The sequence below is a fragment of the Variovorax gracilis genome, from assembly GCF_030317115.1.
GTDB lineage: Bacteria > Pseudomonadota > Gammaproteobacteria > Burkholderiales > Burkholderiaceae_C > Variovorax > Variovorax gracilis.
Window position 1 is genome coordinate 268,695 of sequence record NZ_JASZYF010000003.1, and the last position, 22,855, is coordinate 291,549.

The 22,855-nt window shown below is 67.4% G+C and carries 25 protein-coding genes; 10 read left to right on the plus strand and 15 right to left on the minus strand.

What is annotated here, in order from left to right:
- Nucleotides 1–9 precede the first annotated feature (9 nt).
- On the minus strand, nucleotides 10–876 hold the full coding sequence (locus tag QTH97_RS09170; RefSeq protein WP_286567813.1) for an amidohydrolase family protein: 867 nt from the start codon (nucleotides 874–876) through the stop codon (nucleotides 10–12).
- 117 nt (nucleotides 877–993) lie between these two features.
- On the opposite strand from QTH97_RS09170, the gene QTH97_RS09175 reads away from it, so the two are divergent.
- From QTH97_RS09175 to QTH97_RS09200, 6 genes are read left to right on the plus strand one after another with little or no spacing between them, the layout of a single operon-like run.
- The gene (locus QTH97_RS09175) at nucleotides 994–1,767 is read left to right on the plus strand and encodes a crotonase/enoyl-CoA hydratase family protein (protein ID WP_286567814.1); all 774 of its coding nucleotides are present in this window, start codon (nucleotides 994–996) and stop codon (nucleotides 1,765–1,767) included.
- A 25-nt stretch (nucleotides 1,768–1,792) separates the two neighbouring features.
- Nucleotides 1,793–3,703, plus strand: a complete 1,911-nt coding sequence (locus tag QTH97_RS09180) for a feruloyl-CoA synthase (protein WP_286567815.1) — start codon at nucleotides 1,793–1,795, stop codon at nucleotides 3,701–3,703.
- A gap of 21 nt (nucleotides 3,704–3,724) precedes the next feature.
- Nucleotides 3,725–4,489, plus strand: a complete 765-nt coding sequence (locus tag QTH97_RS09185; RefSeq protein ID WP_286567816.1) for an SDR family NAD(P)-dependent oxidoreductase — start codon at nucleotides 3,725–3,727, stop codon at nucleotides 4,487–4,489.
- A gap of 41 nt (nucleotides 4,490–4,530) precedes the next feature.
- Complete coding sequence (locus tag QTH97_RS09190) at nucleotides 4,531–5,520, plus strand: Bug family tripartite tricarboxylate transporter substrate binding protein (protein ID WP_286567817.1); 990 nt, start codon at nucleotides 4,531–4,533, stop codon at nucleotides 5,518–5,520.
- Nucleotides 5,521–5,534: 14 nt separating this feature from the next.
- Nucleotides 5,535–7,259, plus strand: coding sequence for an acyl-CoA dehydrogenase family protein (locus QTH97_RS09195; RefSeq protein WP_286567818.1), 1,725 nt, complete (start codon nucleotides 5,535–5,537; stop codon nucleotides 7,257–7,259).
- Between the two features lie 40 nt (nucleotides 7,260–7,299).
- Nucleotides 7,300–7,782 carry a MarR family winged helix-turn-helix transcriptional regulator gene (locus QTH97_RS09200; RefSeq protein ID WP_286567819.1) on the plus strand — a complete coding sequence of 161 codons (483 nt, stop codon included), beginning with the start codon at nucleotides 7,300–7,302 and terminating at the stop codon, nucleotides 7,780–7,782.
- 18 nt (nucleotides 7,783–7,800) lie between these two features.
- Here the strand turns inward: QTH97_RS09200 and QTH97_RS09205 are convergent, their stop codons facing one another.
- From QTH97_RS09205 to QTH97_RS09215, 3 genes are all read right to left on the minus strand, one after another.
- Nucleotides 7,801–8,178: a hypothetical protein gene (locus QTH97_RS09205; protein WP_286567820.1), complete on the minus strand. Its 378-nt coding sequence runs from the start codon at nucleotides 8,176–8,178 to the stop codon at nucleotides 7,801–7,803.
- 15 nt (nucleotides 8,179–8,193) lie between these two features.
- The gene (locus tag QTH97_RS09210) at nucleotides 8,194–8,412 is read right to left on the minus strand and encodes a hypothetical protein (protein ID WP_286567821.1); all 219 of its coding nucleotides are present in this window, start codon (nucleotides 8,410–8,412) and stop codon (nucleotides 8,194–8,196) included.
- Nucleotides 8,413–8,477: 65 nt separating this feature from the next.
- Nucleotides 8,478–9,236, minus strand: a complete 759-nt coding sequence (locus QTH97_RS09215) for a sulfite exporter TauE/SafE family protein (protein ID WP_286567963.1) — start codon at nucleotides 9,234–9,236, stop codon at nucleotides 8,478–8,480.
- A 41-nt stretch (nucleotides 9,237–9,277) separates the two neighbouring features.
- On the opposite strand from QTH97_RS09215, the gene lhpI reads away from it, so the two are divergent.
- Nucleotides 9,278–10,204 (plus strand): bifunctional Delta(1)-pyrroline-2-carboxylate/Delta(1)-piperideine-2-carboxylate reductase, encoded by a 927-nt coding sequence (gene lhpI, locus QTH97_RS09220; protein ID WP_286567822.1) that lies wholly within the window; start codon nucleotides 9,278–9,280, stop codon nucleotides 10,202–10,204.
- On the opposite strand, the gene QTH97_RS09225 is transcribed toward lhpI, so the two are convergent.
- From QTH97_RS09225 to QTH97_RS09240, 4 genes are all read right to left on the minus strand, one after another.
- Nucleotides 10,201–11,199 (minus strand): Bug family tripartite tricarboxylate transporter substrate binding protein, encoded by a 999-nt coding sequence (locus tag QTH97_RS09225; protein WP_286567823.1) that lies wholly within the window; start codon nucleotides 11,197–11,199, stop codon nucleotides 10,201–10,203. The two genes, lhpI and QTH97_RS09225, sit on opposite strands and share 4 nt — an antisense overlap.
- Nucleotides 11,200–11,339: 140 nt before the next feature.
- A complete protein-coding gene (gene pcaF, locus QTH97_RS09230) occupies nucleotides 11,340–12,545 on the minus strand; it encodes a 3-oxoadipyl-CoA thiolase (RefSeq protein ID WP_286567824.1) in 1,206 nt (401 codons plus the stop codon).
- A 29-nt stretch (nucleotides 12,546–12,574) separates the two neighbouring features.
- Complete coding sequence (locus QTH97_RS09235; RefSeq protein ID WP_286567825.1) at nucleotides 12,575–13,222, minus strand: 3-oxoacid CoA-transferase subunit B; 648 nt, start codon at nucleotides 13,220–13,222, stop codon at nucleotides 12,575–12,577.
- A 162-nt stretch (nucleotides 13,223–13,384) separates the two neighbouring features.
- On the minus strand, nucleotides 13,385–14,080 hold the full coding sequence (locus QTH97_RS09240) for a 3-oxoacid CoA-transferase subunit A (protein WP_286567826.1): 696 nt from the start codon (nucleotides 14,078–14,080) through the stop codon (nucleotides 13,385–13,387).
- 136 nt (nucleotides 14,081–14,216) lie between these two features.
- Between QTH97_RS09240 and QTH97_RS09245 the strand changes: the two genes are divergently transcribed.
- Entirely contained in the window at nucleotides 14,217–15,002 is a 786-nt protein-coding gene (locus QTH97_RS09245) for an IclR family transcriptional regulator domain-containing protein (RefSeq protein WP_286567827.1), read from the plus strand.
- A 24-nt stretch (nucleotides 15,003–15,026) separates the two neighbouring features.
- Here the strand turns inward: QTH97_RS09245 and QTH97_RS09250 are convergent, their stop codons facing one another.
- Entirely contained in the window at nucleotides 15,027–16,040 is a 1,014-nt protein-coding gene (locus tag QTH97_RS09250) for a Bug family tripartite tricarboxylate transporter substrate binding protein (protein WP_286567828.1), read from the minus strand.
- 94 nt (nucleotides 16,041–16,134) lie between these two features.
- A complete protein-coding gene (locus tag QTH97_RS09255; RefSeq protein WP_286567829.1) occupies nucleotides 16,135–17,058 on the minus strand; it encodes a LysR family transcriptional regulator in 924 nt (307 codons plus the stop codon).
- 114 nt (nucleotides 17,059–17,172) lie between these two features.
- On the opposite strand from QTH97_RS09255, the gene QTH97_RS09260 reads away from it, so the two are divergent.
- Together QTH97_RS09260 and QTH97_RS09265 are read left to right on the plus strand one after the other, a co-directional pair.
- Nucleotides 17,173–17,946, plus strand: a complete 774-nt coding sequence (locus tag QTH97_RS09260; protein WP_286567830.1) for a 3-oxoacyl-ACP reductase family protein — start codon at nucleotides 17,173–17,175, stop codon at nucleotides 17,944–17,946.
- A 27-nt stretch (nucleotides 17,947–17,973) separates the two neighbouring features.
- Nucleotides 17,974–18,573: an NADPH-dependent F420 reductase gene (locus QTH97_RS09265; protein ID WP_444813407.1), complete on the plus strand. Its 600-nt coding sequence runs from the start codon at nucleotides 17,974–17,976 to the stop codon at nucleotides 18,571–18,573.
- A gap of 7 nt (nucleotides 18,574–18,580) precedes the next feature.
- On the opposite strand, the gene QTH97_RS09270 is transcribed toward QTH97_RS09265, so the two are convergent.
- From QTH97_RS09270 to QTH97_RS09290, 5 genes are all read right to left on the minus strand, one after another.
- A complete protein-coding gene (locus QTH97_RS09270) occupies nucleotides 18,581–19,042 on the minus strand; it encodes a DUF6790 family protein (protein WP_286567831.1) in 462 nt (153 codons plus the stop codon).
- 87 nt (nucleotides 19,043–19,129) lie between these two features.
- Entirely contained in the window at nucleotides 19,130–20,113 is a 984-nt protein-coding gene (gene dhaK, locus QTH97_RS09275) for a dihydroxyacetone kinase subunit DhaK (protein WP_286567832.1), read from the minus strand.
- Entirely contained in the window at nucleotides 20,110–20,742 is a 633-nt protein-coding gene (gene dhaL / locus QTH97_RS09280) for a dihydroxyacetone kinase subunit DhaL (protein ID WP_286567833.1), read from the minus strand. Before dhaL ends, dhaK begins: the two co-directional genes overlap by 4 nt.
- Nucleotides 20,739–21,752, minus strand: coding sequence for an ABC transporter ATP-binding protein (locus tag QTH97_RS09285; protein WP_286567834.1), 1,014 nt, complete (start codon nucleotides 21,750–21,752; stop codon nucleotides 20,739–20,741). Before QTH97_RS09285 ends, dhaL begins: the two co-directional genes overlap by 4 nt.
- Nucleotides 21,739–22,851 (minus strand): ABC transporter ATP-binding protein, encoded by a 1,113-nt coding sequence (locus QTH97_RS09290; protein ID WP_286567835.1) that lies wholly within the window; start codon nucleotides 22,849–22,851, stop codon nucleotides 21,739–21,741. Before QTH97_RS09290 ends, QTH97_RS09285 begins: the two co-directional genes overlap by 14 nt.
- Between the last annotated feature and the right edge of the window lie 4 nt (nucleotides 22,852–22,855).

Genomic DNA, 22,855 nt, shown 5'->3' on the forward strand with positions numbered 1-22,855 from the left:
CGCCCGGTTCTACTGGTCGAGCTTGAGCAGGCGAACCGCGTTGCCCTTCAGGATGCCGGGCACCACCTCGGGCTTGAAGCCCGCGTCCTCGAAATCCTTCAGCCAGCGATCAGGCGTGATCAGCGGATAGTCGCTTGCGAACAGCACACGATCCTTCAGCAACGTGTTGGCGTATTGCACCAGCTGCTTCGGGAAGTACTTGGGGCTCCAGCCCGACAGGTCGATCCAGACATTGGGCTTGTGCGTGGCCACGCTCAGCGCCTCGTCCTGCCACGGAAAGCTCGGGTGAGCCATGATGATCTGCATGTCGGGGAAGTCGATGGCGACGTCGTCCAGGTGCATCGGGTTGCTGTATTCGAGCCGGAGGCCGCCGCCGCAGCGCATGCCCGAGCCGATGCCGCTGTGGCCGGTGTGGAACACGGCCGGCAGCCCGTATTCGTTGATGACCTCGTAGATCGGCCACGCCATCTTGTCGTACGGGTGGAAGCCCTGCACTGTCGGATGGAACTTGAAGCCCTTGACGCCGTATTCCTCGATCAACCGGCGGGCTTCGCGCGCTCCCATCTTGCCCTTGTGCGGGTCGATGCTGGCGAAGGCGATCATGATGTCCGGGTTCTTCTGCGCCGCCTCCGCGATTTCCTCGTTCGGGATGCGGCGGCGGCCCATGTTCGACTCGGCATCGACCATGAACATCACCAGGCCGATCTTGCGCTCGCGGTAGTAGTCGATGCTTTCCTGGATGGTCGGGCGGCGGCTCGAACGGAAGTATTTGTCGGCCGCCCGGTCGTATTCTTCGCCGTAGTTGTCGAAGGGGTTCCAGCAGCTCACCTCGGCATGCGTGTGAGTGTCGATCGCGATCAGGTTCTGGTGGTCCATGGGCAGTTGTCTCCAGGCGGTTGGCAGCTTAGGGTAAGTCCTCATGCCGCACCCTGTCGCGCGGCTTGAATTGATTATTTTCTATAACCATAATCGATCGTACTCCGGAATGCAATCATGAACCACACCGACCTCCAGCTCGAACTTCAGGGCGACATCGCCATCATCCGCCTCACGCGCGGCGCCAAGCGCAATGCGCTGTCGGATGCGCTGATCCTCGCACTGCGCAACACCTTCGAAAACCTGCCTTCCACGGTGCGTGCGGCGGTCATCGATGGCGAGGGCCCGCATTTCTGCGCCGGGCTCGACCTCTCCGAGCTGCAGGAGCGCGACGCCGGCCAAGGCCTGCAGCACTCGCGCATGTGGCATGCGGCGCTCGATCTGGTGCAGTTCGGCCCGGTTCCCGTGATCGCCGCGCTCCACGGGGCCGTCGTCGGCGGCGGCCTCGAGCTCGCGAGCGCCTGCCACATCCGCGTGGCCGACGCGACCACGTTCTACGCGCTGCCGGAAGGCTCGCGCGGCATCTTTGTCGGCGGCGGCGGCTCGGTGCGAATCCCCAAGCTGATCGGCGCCGCCCGAATGACCGACATGATGATGACGGGCCGCGTCTACAACGCCGAGGAAGGCGAGCGCGCCGGTTTCGCGCAGTACCTCGTCGCGGAAGGCTCGGCCTTCGACAAGGCAATCGAACTCGCCAAGCGCGTGGCGACCAACGCCCCGCTCACCAACTACGCGCTGATGCACGCGCTGCCTCGCATCGCCGAGCAGCCGGCCGACCATGGCTTCTTTACCGAAGCACTGATGGCCGGCATCGCGCAAAGCGCGCCCGACGCCAAGGAGCGCGTCCGCGCCTTCCTGGAAGGCAAAGCCGGAAAAGTGCAGAAGACCTGATCCCTCTCGAAGATCCGAGGACCCCATGCAAGCCACACGCCCCGGCACAGCCCTGCCCCGATACCGCCCCCTGAACTTCGGCGTGCGCCACGTCAGCCTGCGCGAAGGCGCATCCGGCGTGCGGTACCTGCAAGCCACCGACCCGCTCGGCAGCTACGCCGAGCGCATCACCGACCTCCTGATGCACTGGGCAGAGGTCGCGCCGGACCGCAGCTTCATGGCGCGCCGCGAGCAGTTGCCCGACGGCGGCACCGGCGCGTGGCAGCACCTGAGCTATTCGGAGGCGCTGCAGGGTGCGCGCCGCATCGGCCAGGCCCTGCTCGACCGCGGCCTGAGCGCCGAACGGCCGGTGGTGATCCTGAGCGAGAACAGTCTGGAGCACGCACTGCTGTCGCTCGGCTGCATCTACGCCGGCATCCCCTATTGCCCTGCGTCGCCCGCCTATTCCACGGTCAGCCAGGACTACGACAAGCTGCGCCACGTCTTCGACACGTTGACGCCGGGCCTGGTGTTCGCCAGCGACGCCTCGCGCTTCGGACGCGCCATTGCCGCGGTCGTGCCGAAGGACGTCGAGGTCGTGCTGCACCGCGGCCACGGCGGCGAGGGCGACACGGGCAAGACATCGCCCGAGCTTGCCGGCCGCCAACTCACCGCTTTCGACAGCCTGCTCGCCACCCCTGCGACCCCGGCCGTCGATGCAGCCATGGCAGCGACGGGCCCTGACACCATCACCAAGTTCCTCTTCACCTCGGGCTCGACCAAGATGCCCAAGGCGGTCATCAACACGCAGCGCATGTGGTGTGCCAACCAGGTGCAGATCGCCCAGTCGCTGCCGGCGCTCGCCGAGGAGCCGCCGGTGCTGATCGACTGGCTGCCGTGGAACCACACCTTCGGCAGCAACCACAACGTCGGCATCACGATCTATCACGGCGGCACGCTCTACATTGACGACGGCAAGCCGACGCCGGCGGGCATGGCCGAGACGCTGCGCAACCTGCGCGAGATCGCGCCCACCGTGTACTTCAATGTGCCAACCGGCTTCGAAGCCATCGCACAGGCCATGCAGACCGATGCGCAACTGCGCAAGACCCTGCTCTCGCGGGTTCGCATGTTCTTCTATTCCGGCGCCGGCCTCGCCCAGCCCGTGTGGGACCTGCTGCATTCCATCCAGGAAGCCGAGATCGGCGAGCGCATCGTCATGGCAACCGGTCTTGGCATGACCGAATCGGGCCCTTCCGCGATGTTCATCAACAGCCCGAACGTGCGCGCCGGCGACGTCGGCGTGCCGACCCCCGGCATGACGCTGAAGCTGATCGAGGTCGACGGCAAGACCGAGGTGCGCTATCGCGGCCCCAACGTCACGCCGGGCTACTGGCGCTCGGAGGAAGCCACGCGCGAAGCCTTTGACGAAGAAGGCTTTCTCTGCACCGGCGACGCCGTGCAGTGGATCGACGAAGCCGACATCCACCGCGGCCTGCGCTTCGACGGGCGCATCGCGGAAGACTTCAAGCTGGCGACGGGCACCTTCGTGAGCGTCGGCCCGCTGAGAGCCAGGATCATCGCGGCCGGCGCGCCCTACGTTCAGGACGTGGTGCTGACCGGCATCAACCTCAAGGAAGTCGGCGCACTCATCTTCCCGACGCAGGCAGTGCGCACGCTCGCCGGCCTGGCGCCCGATGCGCCGATGAAGGACGTGGTCGAAAGCGCCCCCGTCCAGGCGCAGATCCAGGCCCTGCTCGACACGCTCGCCGCATCGAGCACCGGCAGCGCCAACCGCATCGCCCGCGCGCACGTCGTATCCGAGCCGCCTTCGATCGACAAGGGCGAGGTCACCGACAAGGGCTCCATCAACCAGCGTGCCGTGCTCAAGCACCGCGCCACGCTGGCAGAAGCCCTGCATGCCGACACGCTGCCTTTCACGCTGAAGCCCCGATAACCCCACCAGGAGACACATGCCATGAACATCCAAGGACAAGCTGCACTCGTCACCGGCGGCGCCTCCGGCCTCGGCGAAGCCACGGCGCGCGAGCTCGCGCGGCTCGGCGCCAAGGTCGCCGTGCTCGACGTCAATGCCACGCTCGCCGAAAAGGTCGCCGCCGAAATCGGCGGCATCGCCTGCGTCTGCGACATCACGCAGGCCGACAGCGTCACGGCTGCGCTCGACAAGGCCGAGGCCGCGCACGGCCCCGCGCGCATCCTCATGAACGTGGCCGGCATCGGCAGCGCCAAGCGCCTCGTCGGCAAGGACGGCAACCCCGCACCGCTGGAGGACTTCGTTCGGGTGGTCAACGTCAACCTCATCGGCGCCTACAACATCAGCCGTCTCTATGCGGCGCGCTGCGCGAAGCTCGAACCGGTCGAAGGCGGCGAGCGCGGCGTGATGATGTTCACCGCCTCGGTTGCGGCCTTCGACGGCCAGGTCGGGCAGCAGGCCTACAGCGCATCGAAAGGCGGCCTGGTCGGCATGACCCTGCCGATGGCGCGCGACCTCGCGCAGCACGGCATCCGTGTGTGCACCATCGCACCGGGCCTCTTCGCGACGCCGCTGCTCAAGGAACTTCCGGAGCCCATCCAGCAATCGCTGGCCGCGTCGATCCCCTTCCCGCCGCGCCTGGGCAAGCCCTCGGAGTTCGCCGAACTGGCCTGCCACATCGTGACCAACGGGCACCTCAACGGCGAGGTGATCCGGCTGGACGGCGCACTGCGCATGGCGCCGCGCTGAGTCTGCTCGACGAATTCAACGAACTCCCCAGGAGACAAGACATGACCACCCGACGCCATTTCGTCCAGGCCCTCGGCGCAGCCACCGCCCTCGGCGCGCTGCATCCGTTCGCCGCGCTCGCGGAAGCGCTCAACCAGGTGAAGATCCTCTACGGCTTCCCGGCCGGCAGTGCCGGCGACAGCGTCGCGCGGCGCGTCGGCGACAAGCTCGGCAACACCGCGTTCACCAAGAACGCAGCGGTGGTCGACAACCGGCCGGGCGCCGGCGGCCGCATCGCGCTTGAGGCGCTCAAGACCTCGCCGGCCGACGGCTCGGTGCTGGCGGTTTGCCAGGCTTCGGCGCTGTCGACCTATCCGCACATCTACAGCAAGCTCAACTACACGATCAGCGACTTCGCGCCGATCTCGATCGGCGCCGTCATGACGCACGGGCTCGCCGTGGGTCCGATGGTGCCGGCGGAAGTGAAGACGTTGAAGGACTACATCGCGTGGGCGAAGGCCAATCCCAAGGACGCCAGCTACGGTTCGCCCGGTGCGGGATCGACGCCGCACTTCCTGGGCGCTCTGCTCGGCCTCAACAGCGGCACGGAACTCAAGCACGTCCCCTATCGCGGCTCGCTGCCGGCGGTGAACGACGTGGTCGGCGGGCAGATCGCGTCCAGCATGACGCCGGCCGGCGACTACCTCCCCTTCGCCAAGGCCGGCAAGCTGCGCGTGCTCGCCACCTCGGGCAACAAGCGGGCGCCCTACTTCCCCGACGTCCCCACGTTCGCGGAGCAAGGCTTTCCCGAGATCGTTGCGGAAGAATGGTTCGGCTTCATCGCACCCGCGAAGACGCCAGCCAGCGTCATCACGGCCGCCAACGCCGCCATCACCACCGCGCTGAAGGACCCGGCCATCATCGAAGGCCTCTTCGCCGTCGGCCTGGTCGCGAACGGATCGTCTCCCGAGGAGATGAAGAAGTCCATCCAGAGCGAATACGAGCGCTGGGGCCCGCTGGTCAAGAAGATCGGCTTCACCGCCGAGTCCTGACACGCCGGCTTGCGATGAACTACCAGCCCCGCCCCGATGACGTGAGCTTCGTGTTGAACACGGTGCTCGGTGCCGCTCCGCGCCTGCGTGCCTTGCCGCCTTTCGCGGAGGTCGACGACGCGCTGCAGGCACAGGTCCTCGACGAGGCGGGCAAGTTCGTCGCCGAAGTCATCGCACCCGTGAACCGGACCGGCGACGAGGTCGGCTGCCGCTTCGTCGACGGCCGTGTCGTCACGCCGCCCGGATTTCGCGAAGCCTATGGCGCCTTCGTCGAAGGCGGCTGGCCAGCCCTTTCGGCAGCGACCGAAGACGGCGGCCAGGGCCTGCCCGCCGTGCTCGAAGCCATCCTCTTCGAATGGCTCAGTGCGGCCAACCACGGCCTCACCATGGCGCCGGGCTTGCTGCATGGCGCCTACGAATGCCTCAAGCACCACGGCAGCGCGGAACTGAAGGAAGGCTATCTCTCGAAGATCGCCACCGGCGAATGGCTGGCGACCATGTGCCTGACCGAGGCCCACGCCGGCAGCGACCTGGGCCAGGTGCGCACGCGCGCCATTGCGCAAGCCGACGGGAGCTATCGCGTGGCCGGCGGCAAGATCTTCATCTCGGGCGGCGAGCACGACCTGACCGACAACATCATTCACCTGGTGCTGTGCCGCCTCCCAGACGCGCCGGCCGGCCCCAAGGGCCTCTCGCTGGTGCTCGTGCCCAAGGTGTTGCGCGATGGTTCGCGCAACGCGGTGCATTGCGAGCGCATCGAGGAAAAGATGGGCCTGCACGGCAGCTCGACTTGCGTGATGCGCTTCGACGAAGCCACCGGCTGGCTGATCGGCGAGCCGAATCGCGGCCTCGCCGCGATGTTCGTGATGATGAACGCGGCACGCCTGCACGTCGCCCTCCAAGGCATCGGCCTGCTCGACGCGGCCTGGCAAAAAGCCGACGCCTATGCGCACGAACGGCGCCAGATGCGCGCCCCCGGCCCGGTGCCCGCCAGCCGCGGCGGCGAGGCGGCGGACCTCGTGGCCGAGCATCCGGCGATCCGCCGCATCCTCGACACGCAACGCGCCTGGATCGACGGCGCCCGCGTGATCGCCTACCGCACCGCCGTCCAGCTCGACGTCGCACGGCATGACGCCGACCCCAAGGTGCGCGAGCGCGCCCACCGCTGGTGTGCGCTCGTCACACCCGTGCTGAAGGCGGCCTGCACGCAGCAGGCCTTCCAGGGCGCGAGCGAATGCCTGCAGGTCTTCGGCGGCCACGGCTACGTGCGCGAATGGGGCATCGAACAGGTCGTGCGGGATTCGCGCGTGACGATGATCTACGAGGGCACGAACGAGATCCAGGCCATCGACCTGCTCGTGCGCAAGGTGCTGGCCGATGGCGGCACGGGCATGTCTGCCGTGCTGATCGAACTGCGCGACGAGCTCGACGCCTCGCGCGACATCGACGCCGACGTGCAGCGCCGGCTGGCGCAGCTTCGCTACCTCACCACCACGATCGCCATGGCCGCGCACGCCGATGCGGCGCTGCCCTTCGAAGTGGCCGACGACTACCTGCGCGTCGTGATGCTTGCCCTGCTCGCCTGGGCCTGGGCACGCATCGAACACGCGGCACCGGACGACGTCCGGTGGTCGGCTCCTGCCGCGGCCTTCCGTCGCTGGGCCCTGCCGGAGTTCGAAATGCGTCTCGGCATCGTCAAGCGGGCCTGCGAGTCCGTCACCGCAAACGCAGTCGCCTGAGGGGCTCCCGGCAGCCCCGAAGGCAGTTACGCTCGGGGGCATGGCAGTCTCCCGCAAGAAATCTCTTCCCGCGGCCCCCACCCAGGCGCCGCGATCCGATCGGCTGGACACCCGCGTGCTTGAAGCGCTCGTCGGCTACAACGCCCGGCGCGCCTGGCTCATCGTCAGCCAGGTGTTCTCGGACCGCATGGCCGCCTACGGGCTCAAGCAGGTCGACTTCTCGGTGCTGTCGCTGCTGGCGCACAACCCGGGCGCCACGTCGCGGCAACTGTGCTCCACGCTGGACATCCTGCCGCCCAACCTCGTGAGCCTGATCGCGGGGATGGACAGCCGAGGCCTGATCGAGCGGCGGCCCCATCCGCACGACGGCCGCGCCATCGGCCTCTACCTGACGCCGGCCGGCGAGCAACTGGTGCGGGAGGCCGAGCAGACGGTGGTGCAGCTCGAAGCGGACGCCAGCGCGCGGCTGACTTCACGCGAGCGCGAGACGCTGATCCGCCTCCTGCAGAAGATCTACCACTAGCCGCCTTGCAGCCAATGGCTAGAAGCGCTCGGTGAGCACCAGCACTTCGTGAACGGCACCCACGATCCGCTTCGGATCGGGGTAGTAGAGCTCGCCATTGAAGTCGTGCCGCGAGAACGCCTTGCGCGCCTCGGTGTAGCGCGCCTTTGCAGCCACGAAGCCGTTGCGCCGCCAGCTCGGCTGCACGGCCTCCAGGCGCGCCCAGTGCTCGGGACCGAGCGTGGGGCACAGCGGGATCGGCGTGGCGCGCTCGCGCAGAAGAAGCTCCCGCGCCTCGCGCGTGATCGGATCGAACTCCCGGGCCTTGTCGCGCCGACGCGCCAGGAGGTTGGAAAGAAAGGTCGCGCCGAAGAGGCTCAGCAGTGCGAGGCCGATGCCGAAGTCAATGGAAATCATGCGTGCAAATGCAAGTCACCAGAACTTCCACCAGGGTGCCGCATTCGGCGAAGCCGCCGGCGGCAGCGTCTGAAGGCCCGTGTCGCGGATGCGGCGACGCTGTTCTGCCTCCAGCGCCTGGGCCAGGCGATGCGCGAGCTGGTCGCCTTGCATGGCGCGAATGCGCCACTCCGACGCGAGGTTCTGGAGCTCATCGTCCTGGAGAGCGGCGGGCGTCGTTGACGGTACGGGCATGCCGAAATTCTGCACACGCCCAGGAGTCGCGGCAATCGTAGAGATTTGCATTACATCATCTGAGATCAGGCGACGAATCCGTCCCATGTCAGCTTGAGCCCCGTCAGCAGCATGCCGAGGTAGACGAAGCGATAGAACCAGACGGGATCGATGCGACGCGCGATGCGAATGCCGACCCAAACGCCCAGCGGCGCGATCGGCAACAGCACGAGGGAGGTCGCCATGTTGCGCCAGTCGAGCAGGCCGAGCCATGCATAGGGCACCCATTTGCTCAGGTTCACGACGAAAAAGAAGTAGGCCATCGTGGCCGTGTAGGCCACCGGCGTGAGCCGCAGCGGGATGACGTACGCCGTCACCGGCGGGCCGCCCGCATGCGCGATGAAGCTGGTGAAGCCGCTGATGGTCGTCAGCACCGCACCGGCCGTCTTCGACGGCAGGGGGTCGGTTGCCCGCGGCGGGAACAGCACCCGCTGCGCAAGAAACAGCAGGGTGAAGACGCCGACGATGCCCGCCACGGTGTGCGCCGGCAGCACCTTGAAGAGCAGCGCGCCGATCACCGTGCCGACCAGGCCGCAGGGAATGAGAAACCAGAGCAGCCGGCGATCGAAGTCACGGCGAAAGGCAGCGATGCCCAGCAGATCCATCAACAGCAACACCGGCATCAGGATCGCCGCCGCCTGCGGCACGGTCACGGCCAGCGCCATGAGGGGAACAGCGAGAGAGCCGAAGCCGGCGCCGAAGCCGCTCTTGCTGACGCCGAGCATCAGCACGGCGGGAACGGCGACTGCATAGAAATGCAGGTCGGTGATGATGGGGAGATTCAAAACGGGGGGAGGCGACTGCGGGAAGGCTACATTGTCCACGCATGAAGATCCTCGACGCCGACCAGACCCGCGCCCATCTCGACTTCGGACGTCTTGTGCCGGCGTTGCGCAAGGCCTTTGCCGGCGAAGCGACAGTGCCGACGCGGCATGTGCATACCGTCGAAGCGGGCAGCGATCGAGGCACCGTGCTGATCATGCCTGCGTGGAGCGAGGCAGGCTACCTCGGCATCAAGACCATCAACATCTTCCCCGGCAACAGCGCACGCGGCCTGCCTGGACTCCACGCGACCTACGTGCTCTATGACGCACACACGGGCGTGCCGCTGGCGCAACTCGATGGCAACGAGATCACCGCATGGCGCACCGCTGCGGCATCGGCGCTGGGTGCATCGTTCCTGGCGCGTTCGGATGCGAGGCGGCTGCTGGTGCTGGGCACCGGCCGCATCGCACGCCTGCTGCCGGCCGCGCATGCAAGCGTGCGCGGCATCGACGAGGTGGTGGTGTGGAATCACCGGCCCGAGGGCGCGGAAGCGCTGGCGGCCCAGTGGCGCGCGGAAGGCTGGAATGCGCAAGCGGCCATCGATCTTGAACCGGCCGTTCGCGGCGCAGACATCGTGACCTGTGCCACCCTGGCCACTTCACCGCTCGTCAAGGGCGGATGGCTCGCGCCGGGCTCGCATCTCGACCTGATCGGCAGCTTCACGCCGCAGATGCGCGAAGCCGATCCGTCGTGCTTTGCCGGCGCGCGGACTTTCGTCGATACCGAAGAGGCTCTGGGGAAAGCCGGCGACCTGCTCGATGCGATGGCCGCCGGCACGCTGCGCGCGGACAGCGTGGTGAGTTTCACCGCCCTGTGTCGCGGCGCCCATCCAGGACGCACGGACGAGCACGAACGCACCGTGTTCAAGGCAGTGGGCAGCGCGCTCGAAGACCTGACCGCCGCCACACTGGTCTGGGAAGGCGCTTAGTCCAGCGAGACGTTGGCCTTGCGGATCACTTCGCCGAAGCGCTGGGTCTCGGTCTGCACGAACTGGTTGAACTGCTCGCGCGTCTGGGGGAAAGGCTCGTAGCCGAAGCTCTTGAACTTCTCCAGCACGTCCGGCTCCGCGAGCGCCTTCTCGATGTCGCGCTTGATCTTGTCGGTGACGGCCGCCGGCAGGCCCTTGGGCGCTGCGATGGCGTTCCAGCCGGTGACTTCGAAGCCCTTCGGACCGCCCGACTCGGCGACCGTCGGTACGTCCGGGAATGCGGACACACGCTGGGGCGCGGCCACCGCCAGGAAGCGCACCTTGCCCGCTCGCTGCAGCGGCCCGGCCGTGGCGCTGCTGCCCAGGGCGAAGGCCAGTTCACCGGTGGCGACCGAGGTGTAGAGCTGCGTCGTTTCCTTGTAGATCACATGCTCCATCTGTGTGCCGGTGGCTGATTCGAAGAGCTCCGAGCCCAGGTGCACGGGGTTGCCGACCGACCACGAGCCGTAGTTCAGTTTGCCGGGATTCGCCTTGGCGTCGGCGATCAGGTCACCGACCGTCTTGTACTTGCTGTTGGTCGGCACGGTGAAGAAGAAATAGGTCTTGAACAGCGGCAGCAGCGTGTCGAAATCCTTGCCGGCGTCGTACGGCAGCTTCTTGAACAGCGCGGGATAGGCGGCCAGGTGCACGTTGTCGAGCACGATCAGGTCATGGCCGTCCTTGGCGCCGCGCTTGAAGGCGTCGATCGCGATGAAGCCGTTGCCGCCCGGCCGGTTTTCGACCACCACCGGCTGACCCCAGGCGCGCGACAGCTTGTCCGCGACCAGGCGCGCAACGCCGTCAGGCCCGCCACCCACCGGGAACGGCGTGATGATGCGCACCGGCTTGCTCGGGAACTGCTGCGCGCCGGCCGTGACGGGCAGCAAGGCGGCAGCCGCGAGCGCAAGCGCTGCGAGACCGAGTTGACGACGCTGGGAAGGCAATCTGAAGAACATGAAATTTCCTTGGGCCGTGAGCCCGTTGAACTACGAGTGATGAAAACGGTAGCGCGCGGCGGCCTGCAGGCATGCACACGCGGCAAGGCCCGGACACACGCGATGCGCGGCCCAGGCCCTGAATGGATGGGATCAGACGATCAGACGCGCTCGAGGATGACCGCGATGCCCTGCCCCACGCCGATGCACATCGTGCACAGCGCGTAGCGTCCACCGCCCTTGTGCAGCTGGTTGATCGCGGTGGTCGCAAGGCGAGCGCCGCTGGCGCCCAGCGGATGGCCCAGTGCGATCGCGCCGCCGTTGATGTTGACGCGCGCGTCGTCGTCCTTCAGCCCGAGCAGGCGCAGCACCGCGAGGCCCTGGGCGGCGAAGGCTTCGTTGAGTTCGATCACATCGATCTGGTCGAGCTTCAGGCCCGTGAGCTTGAGCACCTTCTCGGTCGCCGGCGCAGGGCCGATGCCCATGACGCGCGGCGGCACGCCGGCCGTCGCCATGCCCACCACCCGGGCGCGCGGCGTGAGGCCGTACTTGGCGGCATTCGCCTCGTCGGCGAGCAGCAGCGCCGCGGCGCCGTCGTTCACGCCGCTGGCATTGCCCGCCGTCACGCTGCCGTCAGGACGGACCACGCCCTTGAGCTTGGCGAGCGCTTCCAGGCTGGTGTCGCGCGGATGCTCGTCCTTGGAGACCACGATCGGATCGCCCTTCTTCTGCGCCACGGTGACCGGCACGATCTCCGCATCGAAGAAGCCCGACTTCTGCGCGGCCACGGCGCGCTGCTGCGACGCCAGCGCCATGCGGTCCTGCGCCTCGCGCTCGATCTTGTAGTCGGTCGCGACGTTCTCGGCCGTCTCGGGCATCGAGTCGACGCCGTATTGCGCCTTCATCAGCTTGTTGACGAAGCGCCAGCCGATCGTGGTGTCGTACACGGCGTTCGCGCGGCCGAAGGCGCTCTCGGCCTTGGGCATCACGAAAGGTGCACGGCTCATGCTCTCCACGCCGCCGGCGATCATCAGTCCGGTCTCGCCGGCCTTGATGGCGCGGGCCGCTGTGCCGACCGCGTCCAGCCCCGAACCGCACAGGCGGTTGATCGTGCCGCCGCCGACTTCGAGCGGCAGCCCCGCGAGCAGCGCCGACATGCGCGCGACGTTGCGGTTGTCTTCGCCGGCCTGGTTGGCGCAGCCGTAGAGCACGTCGCTCACCGCTTGCCAGTCGACGTTCTTGTTGCGCTCCATCAAGGCCTTGAGCGGCACGGCGCCCAGGTCGTCGGCGCGCACGCTGGAGAGCGAACCGCCGTAGCGGCCGAAGGGGGTGCGAACGGCGTCGCAGATGAAGGCTTGGTTCGTCATGGTGTGTCTCTCGGTTCCGTTTTCCGTTGTCAGATGGCGATCGGCAGGCCGATCAGTTTTTCGAGTTCGGCATGCTCGAGGCCCTCGACCTTGTCGATCAGCTTCAGCCCCGACGGCGTGCATTCGATGGTCGCGAGGTCGGAATACACACGCTTCACGCAGCCGATGCCGGTCAGCGGATAGGTGCATTCGGCGACGATCTTGCTCTCGCCCTTCTTGGTGAGCAAATCCATCATGACCCAGGTCTGCTTGGCGCCGATCGCCAGGTCCATCGCACCGCCGACGGCAGGGATGGCGCCTTCCTCGCCCGTGCTCCAGTTCGCGAGGTCGCCGGTGGCGGAGACCTGGAAGGCGCCGAGCACGCAGATGTCGAGGTGGCCGCCGCGCATCATCGCGAAGCTGTCGGCATGATGGAAGAACGCACCGCCCGGCAGCAGCGTGACGGGCTGCTTGCCGGCGTTGATGAGGTCGTAGTCCTCCTGGCCTTCGGCGGGCGCAGCGCCCATGCCGAGAATGCCGTTCTCGCTGTGCAGGATGACTTCGCGGCCGGCCGGCAGGTGGTTGGCCACCAGCGTAGGCTGGCCGATGCCGAGGTTGACGACGGCGCCGTCGAAGATGTCCTGCGCGACGCGCGCTGCGAGCTGGTCCTTGGTGCGGCGCTGGTAGGTTGAAGCCATTTCAGTTCTCCATCGAATTCGAGTGACGCGCCGCGAACACCGCGGCAAGCGAAGCGAAGGCCGTTCGGGAAACGCCGGGGAACCGGCTTCGCCGGGCCGCCGGTGTTGCCCCCGGCAGGGGGTGGGCGAAGCGACACACAGTGCGCGAAGCCTGGGGGCGAGTCATTTCTTGAAGCCGCCGGCCTGCGTGGCGACGCGGTCGATCTTGACGATCTTGTTGACGAAGATGCCGGGCGTCACGATGGTCTCGGGGTCCATCTCGCCCAATTCGACGATCTCGTGCACCGTGGCGATCGTGCGATCGGCTGCCATCGCCATGACGGGACCGAAGTTGCGCGCGGCCTTGCGGTAGGTCAGGTTGCCCCAGCGGTCGCCCTGCTCGGCCTTGATCAGCGCGATATCGCCGCGGATCGGGTACTCCAGCACGTACTGCTTGCCGTCGATCTCGCGCGTTTCGCGGTCGCCCGCCAGCTGCGTGCCGAAACCGGTCGGGCAGAAGAAGGCGCCGATGCCGGCACCCGCCGCGCGAATGCGCTCGGCGAGGTTGCCCTGGGGCACCAGTTCGAGTTCGAGATTGCCGGAGCGGTAGAGGCCGTCGAACACCTGGCTGTCCGCCTGCCGGGGAAAGCTGCAGATGATCTTGCGCACCCGGCCGGCCTTGAGCAGCGCGGCGAGGCCGGTCTCCGCATTGCCGGCGTTGTTGTTGACGACAGTGAGGTCCTTGGCGCCCTGTTCGATCAGGCCGTCGATCAGTTCGTTGGGAATGCCGGCGGTGCCGAAGCCGCCGATCAGCACCGTGGAGCCGTCCTGGATGCCGGCCATGGCATCAGCGACCGAACGCGCGATCTTGTTGATCATGAAATCTGTCTCCGGGAAGGAAGAGGGAAAGCCGAACGCCTTGGCTTGCAGATTGTCCGACTGGAAATGCCCGCTGCGATATGTTCGCATACCGAACAATTGTTCGTATAATGAATTCTAGACAAGAATACTCCTCATGGCAACCCAAGAAACACACCCCGTTTCACCCGCGCCCGGCGACAGCTACGTGCAGTCCTTCGCGCGCGGCCTGCAGGTGATCCGGTCATTCAGCGCAAACGCCCCACGCCAGACGCTCAGCGAGGTCGCCGCCGCGAGCGGACTCACGCGCGCCGGCGCGCGCCGCATCCTGCTGACCCTGCAGACGCTGGGTTACGTGGAGAGCGATGGCAGGCTCTTCAGCCTCACGGCGCGCATCCTCGACCTGGGCTTCGCGTACCTCTCGTCGATGCCGATCTGGAACCGCGCCGAACCGGTGATGGAAGCGCTCGTACGGCAAGTGCAGGAGTCGTGCTCGGCGGCCGTGCTCGAAGCCACCGACATCGTCTATGTGATGCGCGTGCCGACGCACAAGATCATGAGCATCAGCCTCGGTGTGGGCTCGCGCCTTCCGGCGTACTGCACGTCGATGGGCCGCCTGCTGCTGGCCGAACTCAAGGACGAGGAGATCCACGCGCGGCTGGCGGCATCGAACCGCGAAGCCCTCACCAAGCACACGGTGACCGACGTCGACGCGCTTTTCGCGAAGGTGGTGCAGGCGCGGCGGCAGGGGTGGTGCCTCGTCAACCAGGAACTGGAAGAAGGCCTGGTCTCGATCGCCGCGCCGATCGTGGACCGCGCCGGCCGTGCGGTGGCCGCACTCAATATCAGCGGCCAGGCCAACCGCACCAGCGCGAAGGTGATGCAGGAGACGATGCTGCCCGCGCTGCTCGCCTCGGCGAGCGAGATCTCCCGGTTGCTCTGACGGGCACGTTCCGATGCAGCCGCCTCAAGTTTCGGAGCGGATGCCTCGCATGAGGATGACGCCGCCGAGTTGCGACGTGTCGTTGCGCATCCGGTAACCCAGCGCCTGCGGTGTTCCGGCTTGCGCCTGCCAACCCGCCGCGAGCAGGTTCTGCTGCACCTCAGGGGAACGAACCACCTCCACCAAGGCAGCATTGAGCTTCGCCACTGCCGCCGCCGGCAAGCTCGAAGGCGCAGCCAGCGCGGTCCAGATCTCCAGGTCGGCGCCCCGCACATTGGCTTCGCGCAACGTCGGAAGCTGATCGAACAAGGGACTGCGCATCGGAGAAGTGACCCCCACGGCCTTCAGCTTGCCCGACTTCACATGAGGCTTCGCGAGCCCGGGCGGCAACAGCGCCAACTGGATCTGTCCTGCCAGCATCGCGTTGATGACCTGCGGATTGCCCGTGAACGGCACGTGCTTCGCGGTGATGTTGGTGCGGCTCTTCAGCAGTTCCATGCCGAGATGCCCGACCGTCCCCACGCCCGGCGTGCCGTATTTGCCCGAATCGTTGAGGTTGCGAGCCCACAGCAGAAGTTCGACAGGATCTTCGCCGACGGCATCGCCTGACACGGCCAACACGAGCGGTGCGGTGCCGATCAGGCTCACCGGCGCGAAGTCCTTCTCCGGATCAAAAGGCGTGTTGGGGTTGAGCAGCCTGGCGATCGTGAGATTGCCGTTGATCAAGGCGCCGATCGTGTGGTCGTCCTGCGCCTTGGCCACCTGGTCGGCCGCGAGATTGCCGCTCGCGCCGGGGCGGTTCTCGACAACGACGGGCTGCCCCAGCAGCCTGGCGAGCGGCGCCGCGATGGCACGCGCAGCAAGATCCGGCGAAGCGCCAGCCGGGAAGCCGACGAGCAGGCGAACGGGCTTGGTCGGCCAGGCGCCCGGCACCGTGAAAGCGCGCGGGACGCGGCCACGCGTTGCATCCTGGGCCCAGGCGCCGGACGTGCAGAGCGTGGCGGCGAGGGTCTGGATGAAGCGGCGTGTAGTGATCATGAAAACGAGCGGTCGATGAGCGAACGTGAAGTGACAAGACGTTACGTGACCAGCCAATGCCGCACAAGTCAGCCCAAATGATTCATTGCCTGGATCAGACCGCCAGGAAACGCTCCGCCAACCGATCCAGCCGGAACTGCTCGACCACGAAATCCACGAAGGCCCGCGTCTTCGCGGGGAGCAACCGCTGCCCCGCGAAATAGAGCGAGATCGGCCCCGCATCGGCATACCAGCGCGGCAGCACGCGCACGAGCGTGCCACGCTCCAGATGCGGCAAGGCATGGGGCATGGCGAGCACGCCGACGCCGAGCCCCATCAGCGCCGCCCGGCAGATCGCGTCCGGGTCGTTCAGGACGATGCGCGGCTTCAGCGCAACGGCCGCCTCGGCACCCGCGCGGTTGCGCATGACCCGATCGCGCAGCCGCCCGCTCTGGGTCGAGCGCATGACGATTCCGTCGTGCGCAGCCAGATCGCCAGGCTCGCGCGGCATCGGCTTGCCCTCGAGGTACGCCGGCGACGCGATGACCACCAGGTGCGCACGTGCCAGTTCCCTCGCCACGACACCGGCGGACAGTTCGATGCCGCCACCGACCGCGGCGTCGAAGCCATCGGCGATCAGGTCAACCTTGCGGTTGTCGAGATGCCAGTCGGGTTGCACCAGCGGATGCCGCGCAAGAAAGGCGGGGAGCATCGGCAGGATGTAGTCGATGCCGAAGCCCGGCGCCATGCTGACCTTGAGGACGCCGGCCGGTTGCCCCGCATCCGTCGCGACTGCCGCGATTGCCGCCTGGATGTCTTCGAGCCCGCTCGCGACGGCCTGCAAGAAGCGCTCGCCGGATTCCGTGAGCGTGAGCCGCCGCGTGCTTCGCTGGAACAGCCGCACGCCCAGATTGGCCTCCAGCCTCGCAACGTTGCGGCTCACCGCCGCGGGCGTGAGCCCTAGTCGGCGCGCCGCCTCGGAGAAGCTGCGCGACTCCGCGCTGCGCACGAAGGATTCGAGGTTGGCGAGCGTTTCCATCAACTTCAACTTTCAAGCATTGCTTGAAGATGATTCTATGCATTGCCTACTACTGGAACAGGAGTGAAAAGCCCAAAGTAAGGGCTCATGTCCAACCAACACAAAGGAACTTCGATGACCATTTCTTCCACCCCCTCCACTGTTGCCCACCGTCCGCTGGCTGGCAAGGTGGCGCTCGTCACCGGCGGATCGCGCAGCATCGGTGCGGCCATCGCGCGGCGGCTCGCCGCCGACGGCGCTGCTGTCGCGCTGACCTACAGCGCCGCCGCCGAACAGGCCGACGCGCTGGTGCACGCCATTGAAGCCGCGGGCGGCACGGCGCTCGCCATCCGTGCCGATGCCGCCAGTCCGGCCGCCGTTCGCGCCGCAGTCGCCGAAACGGTGAAGACCTTCGGCAGCCTCGACATCCTCGTCAATAACGCCGGCGTCGCCATCGGCAAGCCGGTGGACGACGTGGCACTGGAAGACTTCGACCGCATCATCGATGTCAACGTCAAGGGCCTGTTCATCGCGACACAGGAATCGGTTCGCCACATGCGCGAAGGCGGCCGCGTCATCAACATCGGCAGCATCAACAGCGAGTACGTGCCCTACGCGGGCGGCAGCCTCTACGTGATGACCAAGGCCGCCGTGGCCGGGCTGACGAAGGCGCTGGCGAGAGACCTCGGCCCGCGCGGCATCACGATCAACAACGTGATGCCCGGTCCGACCGACACCGACATGAACCCTGCCACCAGCGACTTCGCCCAACAGGCGCGAACCTACGTCGCCCTGCAGCGCTACGCGCAGCCCGACGAGATCGCGGACTTCGTGGCCTATGTCGCCAGCCCGGGTGCCAGCTTCATCAGCGGCGCGAACCTCGCCATCGACGGCGGCTACGCAGCCTGATCCATCGCGTCGACGAAGGAACACACCATGAAGATCGGATTCATCGGAGCCGGCGACATCGCGCAGGCACTGGCCGTCCAGTTCACCAGGACGGGCCACGAAGTCGTCATGAGCAACAGCCGCGGCCCGGCATCGCTCGCCGAGATCGCGCGCCGTCTCGGCGCCAAGGCCAGCGCAGGCACGAGGGCAGATGCAGCACAGGCCGAGTTGCTTGTGCTCGCGGTGCCCTGGCAGCACCTCGAAGCTGCGACGGCGGACCTGCCCGCGCTACGGGACCGCATCGTCATCGACACCATGAATCCCGTGATGCAGCCGGGATTCAGGCTGGCCGACCTCGGGGCCCTCACGTCGAGCGAAGTGCTGGCAAGGCATGTACCCGGCGCCCGTGTGGTCAAGATCGCGAACACCCTGACGCCAGCGGTCCTCGGCGCTGACCCCCATGTGGCTGGCGGGCGCCGCGTGCTGTTCATGTCCGGCGACGACGCGCCATCGAAGTCACAGGTCGCCCGCCTGTTCGAGACGATGGGCTTCGCAGTGATCGATCTCGGCACGCTCGCTGCGGGCGGCCGCATGCAGCAGTTTCCCGGCGGGCCGCTGCCGGCACAGAACCTGGTGAAGCTGGGTTGACGACGCGCTATCGCGTCGCCACCCAGATGCAATAGCCGAGCAGGACCACCGCCGCGAAGAGGTCAGAGGCCATCGCCACGTTTTCAAGCCTGTTGCGATGGCCCTGCAAGGCGTGGTTGATGCCGGCCAGCCCATAGAAGACCCCGCCCGCAAGGGCCGCCGCGACGACCCATCCCGTGGCAACGATGCTGAGAATCCCCACGATGCCGATGGACGCGTTCGCGAAGCCCAGTTCCCGGACCACGAGCAGGACGTCGTCGCCCCGGATGCCGAGAATCTTTTCGGCCGTGTACCGCGGCTGCAGTATCTGCCGCAGCCCGGCCAGGAACAGCCGCACGCCCACGGCCCAGAAGACGAACCACTTGCCGACCAGGAACCAGCCGGGCTGCACCTGATGGACGGAAGCATCGACAAGGATCGACGCCAGCGGAAAGACAAGCATCAGTGCGGCAACGATGGCGTAGTACATGGTCGTCCTTGCTCCAGCGGCGCTTCGGCCGATCGGATTGGGGAGCGATTCTCCACATTGCCGGGCCGCGGCAGCGAGGCCGGGTTGCTACCAGCGCAAGGCTGCCGTGTGCACCGGCGCGCCCCACAAGGCCTTGAGTTCGTCATCGAGCAGCGTCACGGTCAGCGATGCGCCCGCCATGTCGAGCGAGGTCGTGTAGTTGCCGACCAGCGAGCGCACCGGCGCGAGCCCATCGGCCTTCAGCCGCGTGCTGGCCGCATGGTGCAGCAGGTAGAGCTCCATCAGCGGGGTGCCGCCGAAGCCGTTGACGTGCAGCAGCACTTCACGCCCTGCCTTGGGCTTCAGGTCGCCGAGGATCGCATCCATCAGCAGCCGCACGATCTCGTTGGCCGGCATGTGCGTCGCGCGGCGCCGGCCCGGCTCGCCGTGGATGCCGACGCCGATCTCGATCTCGTCCGGCCCGATGTCGAAGGTCGGCCGTCCCGCCGCAGGCACCGTGCAGCTCGTGAAGGCGACGCCCATCGAGGCGGTCGCTGCGTTCACGCGATCGCCGAGGGACTTGCATTCGGCCAGCGTCGCGCCCTGCTCCGCCGCGGCGCCGACAGCCTTCTCGACCACCAGCGTGCCGGCCACGCCGCGCCGCCCGGTGGTGTGGGTGGAGTTTTCCACCGCCACATCGTCGTTGACGAGCACGGTGGCGTTGTCGATCTCCAGCATCTCGCTCGCCATCTGGAAGTTCATGCCGTCGCCGGCGTAGTTCTTCACGATGAACAGCACGCCCTTGCCCGCATCGGTGGCGGCCGCTGCGGCCAGCATCTGGTCGGGCGTCGGGCTGGTGAAGACCTGGCCAGGACAGGCCGCGTCGAGCATGCCCCGGCCGACGAAGCCGGCATGCAGCGGCTCGTGGCCCGAGCCTCCACCCGAGATCAATGCGACCTTGTTCGTCGCGGCTTCGCGCCGCGCGACGAAGGTCGGCTCGAACTCGACGCGCAGCAACTCCGGGTGCGCCTCCACCATGCCGCCGAGCGACTCGCGCAGCATGGTGTCCACGTCGTTGACGAATTTCTTCATGCGGTCTCCTTGAGCGTTTCGCACACGGCGGTGATGGCGACTTCGCAGGTCTTCGAACCGGGATCGATGTGGCCCAGCGCGCGCTCGCCGAGGAAGGACGCTCGCCCCTTGGTGGCCGTCATGTCGCGCGTGGCGAGCATGTTGCGGTGCGCCTCGGCCGTGAGCTGCTCGCACAACTCGGCCAGCGGCGCGCCCTCGTCGGCCAGCCGCTGCAGCATCCGCGAAACGGGGATCAGCACATCGAGCATCGTCTTCTCGCCCAGGTCGGCCTTGCCGCGGCTCTTGATGGCTTCCACGCCCGCCACGAAGGCAGTCGCGAACTGCCGGCGATCGGGCTCCGCGACACCGTTCAGGCTCTTGCCCATCGCGATGAAGAAGCTCGATATCAGCGGGCCGGACGCGCCGCCAATGGTGGACAGCAGCTTGATGCCGATCTTGCCGAAGGCCGCTGCAGGGGGCAGTGGCGCCAGCTCGTCGCGTATCGCCATCAGCACGTCGCAACCGCGGCGCACGTTGATGAAGTGGTCTCCGTCGCCGATGGCGCGGTCCAGCGATTCGATCTGGCTTTCATTGGCGAGGATCGACGCTTGAACCGCCTCCAGCGCCCCGATGATGTGTTGCGTGTTCATGGCATTCCAATGCGGCGACCGGCCGCGTCGAAGAAGAGACAGTGCTCGGCCGGAAAGCCGAAGCGCGCCTGGGAACCCGGTGCGAGCGGCTCGTCGAGCATCACGCGCGCATGCACCTCCACGCCCTGCCGCTCGGCCACGAGCTGGTGCTTGACGAGAGAGCACTCGATGACCTGGAAGCCCGGCGCCTCGCCGTCGGGAGACAGGCGCACGTCCTCCGGGCGGATCGCGACATGCGCCGTGCCGACGGGCGCGCGCCCGTCGAACCACTGCGCGGGCAGAACGTTGATGGCCGGCGAACCCAGGCGCTGCGCCACCGGCAGCGTGCGCGGATCGCCGTAGACCTCCAGCGGCGTCCCCACCTGCTGCAGCACACCGCGCTCCAGGATGCCGATGCGGTCGGCCATGGTGGTGGCTTCCACGTGGTCGTGCGTCACGTAGATCACGGTCGCGCCGGTGCCGCGCTGCAGGCGCCGCAGCTCGACGCGAAGCTCTTCGCGCAGCTGGGCGTCGAGGGAAGACAGCGGTTCGTCCATGAGGAAGACCCGGGGACGCCGCACCAGCGCGCGGCCGATCGCCACCCGCTGCATCTCGCCACCGGAGAGTTCGGTGGCGCGGCGCGCGAGCTTGTTCTCGATGTGCAGCATCGCCGCCACTTCCTCCACGCGGCGCTTCACTTCGGCCGGCTCGCTGCGCCGCAGCGGCGAGCGCAACGGGAACGCCAGGTTGTCGAACACCGAAAGGTGCGGATACAGGGAGTACTGCTGGAACACGAAGGCGCAGTCGCGGCTCGCCGGCAGGTTGTCGGTGATGTCGCGCCCGTCCATGCGGATGCGCCCCGCATCGGGCCGTTCCAGACCGGCGATGAGCCGCAGCGTGGTGGTCTTGCCCGCGCCACTCGGCCCGAGCAGCACGAGGAATTCGCCATCGGCAACGGCGATGTTGAGGTCCGCAACTGCCTTGACCTCGCCGAAGGAACGGCTGATGCCCGCGAGTTCAATGCTGGCCATGGCGCTTCGCCTCCAGGTGCAGGCGCGTTGTCGCGCTGGGGAGCAGTTGTTCGCTGGCGGCGTCGAAGAGCACCAGCCGGTCGGCGTTGAAACCGATGGCGACGCGGTCGCCCGGCACCGGGCGCTGCGCCTTGTCGATCACCGCCTTGAGCACGCCGGCAGCGGTCGCGAGATCGGCGACCCAGTGCGATCCGAAGTACTCCACGTGCCGTACTTCCGCAGGCAGCCCGCCGCCTTCCACGCCCACGCTGACATGCTCGGGCCGCACGCCGAGCACCGCAGCGGCCGAGTCGGCTTCGATACGCGGCACGTCCACGGCGGCGCCTGCCAGCGACACCGACACATCGCCCCTGCGCGCCGCGCCCGCAACCGGCACGAAGTTCATCGGCGGCCGGCCGATGAAGCGCGCCACGAACATGCAACTCGGAAAGTTGTAGATCGCCCCTGGCTCGTCGGCCTGGAGGATCTCGCCCTGGTTCATCACCACGATGTGATCGGCCAGCGCCATCGCCTCGTTCTGGTCGTGCGTGACGAAGACGGTGGTGGTCTTCAGGCGTTCATGCAGCTTGCGCAATTCCACGCACATCAGCTCGCGGAACTCGGCGTCGAGCGTGCCCAGCGGCTCGTCCATCAGGAAGGCCTGCGGCTGGCGCACGATGGCGCGGCCGAGCGCAACGCGCTGCCGGTCCCCACCCGAGAGCCCGCCGACCCGCGAGCCGAGCAAATGCTCGATGCGCAGGATCGACGCCGCGTCGGCCACGCGCCGATCGATCTCGGCGCGCTTCAGGCCCTCGTTGCGCAACGGAAATTCCAGGTTGCCGCGCACGCCCAGGTGCGGGTAGAGCGCGAAGAGCTGGAACACCATCGCGATGTCGCGCTCGCGCGGTCGCAGGTAGGTCACGTCCTGGCCCGCGAGCGTGATCGAGCCCGAGGTCGGGAATTCGAGGCCCGCCAGCATGCGCAGCGTGGTCGTCTTGCCGCAGCCCGAAGGGCCGAGCAGCACGACGAACTTGCCGTCCTCCAGCGTCAGCGTCGAATCGCGCACCGCGACGAAATCGCTGAAGCGCTTGTGCAGTTTCTCGATACGGATCTCGGCCATGCGG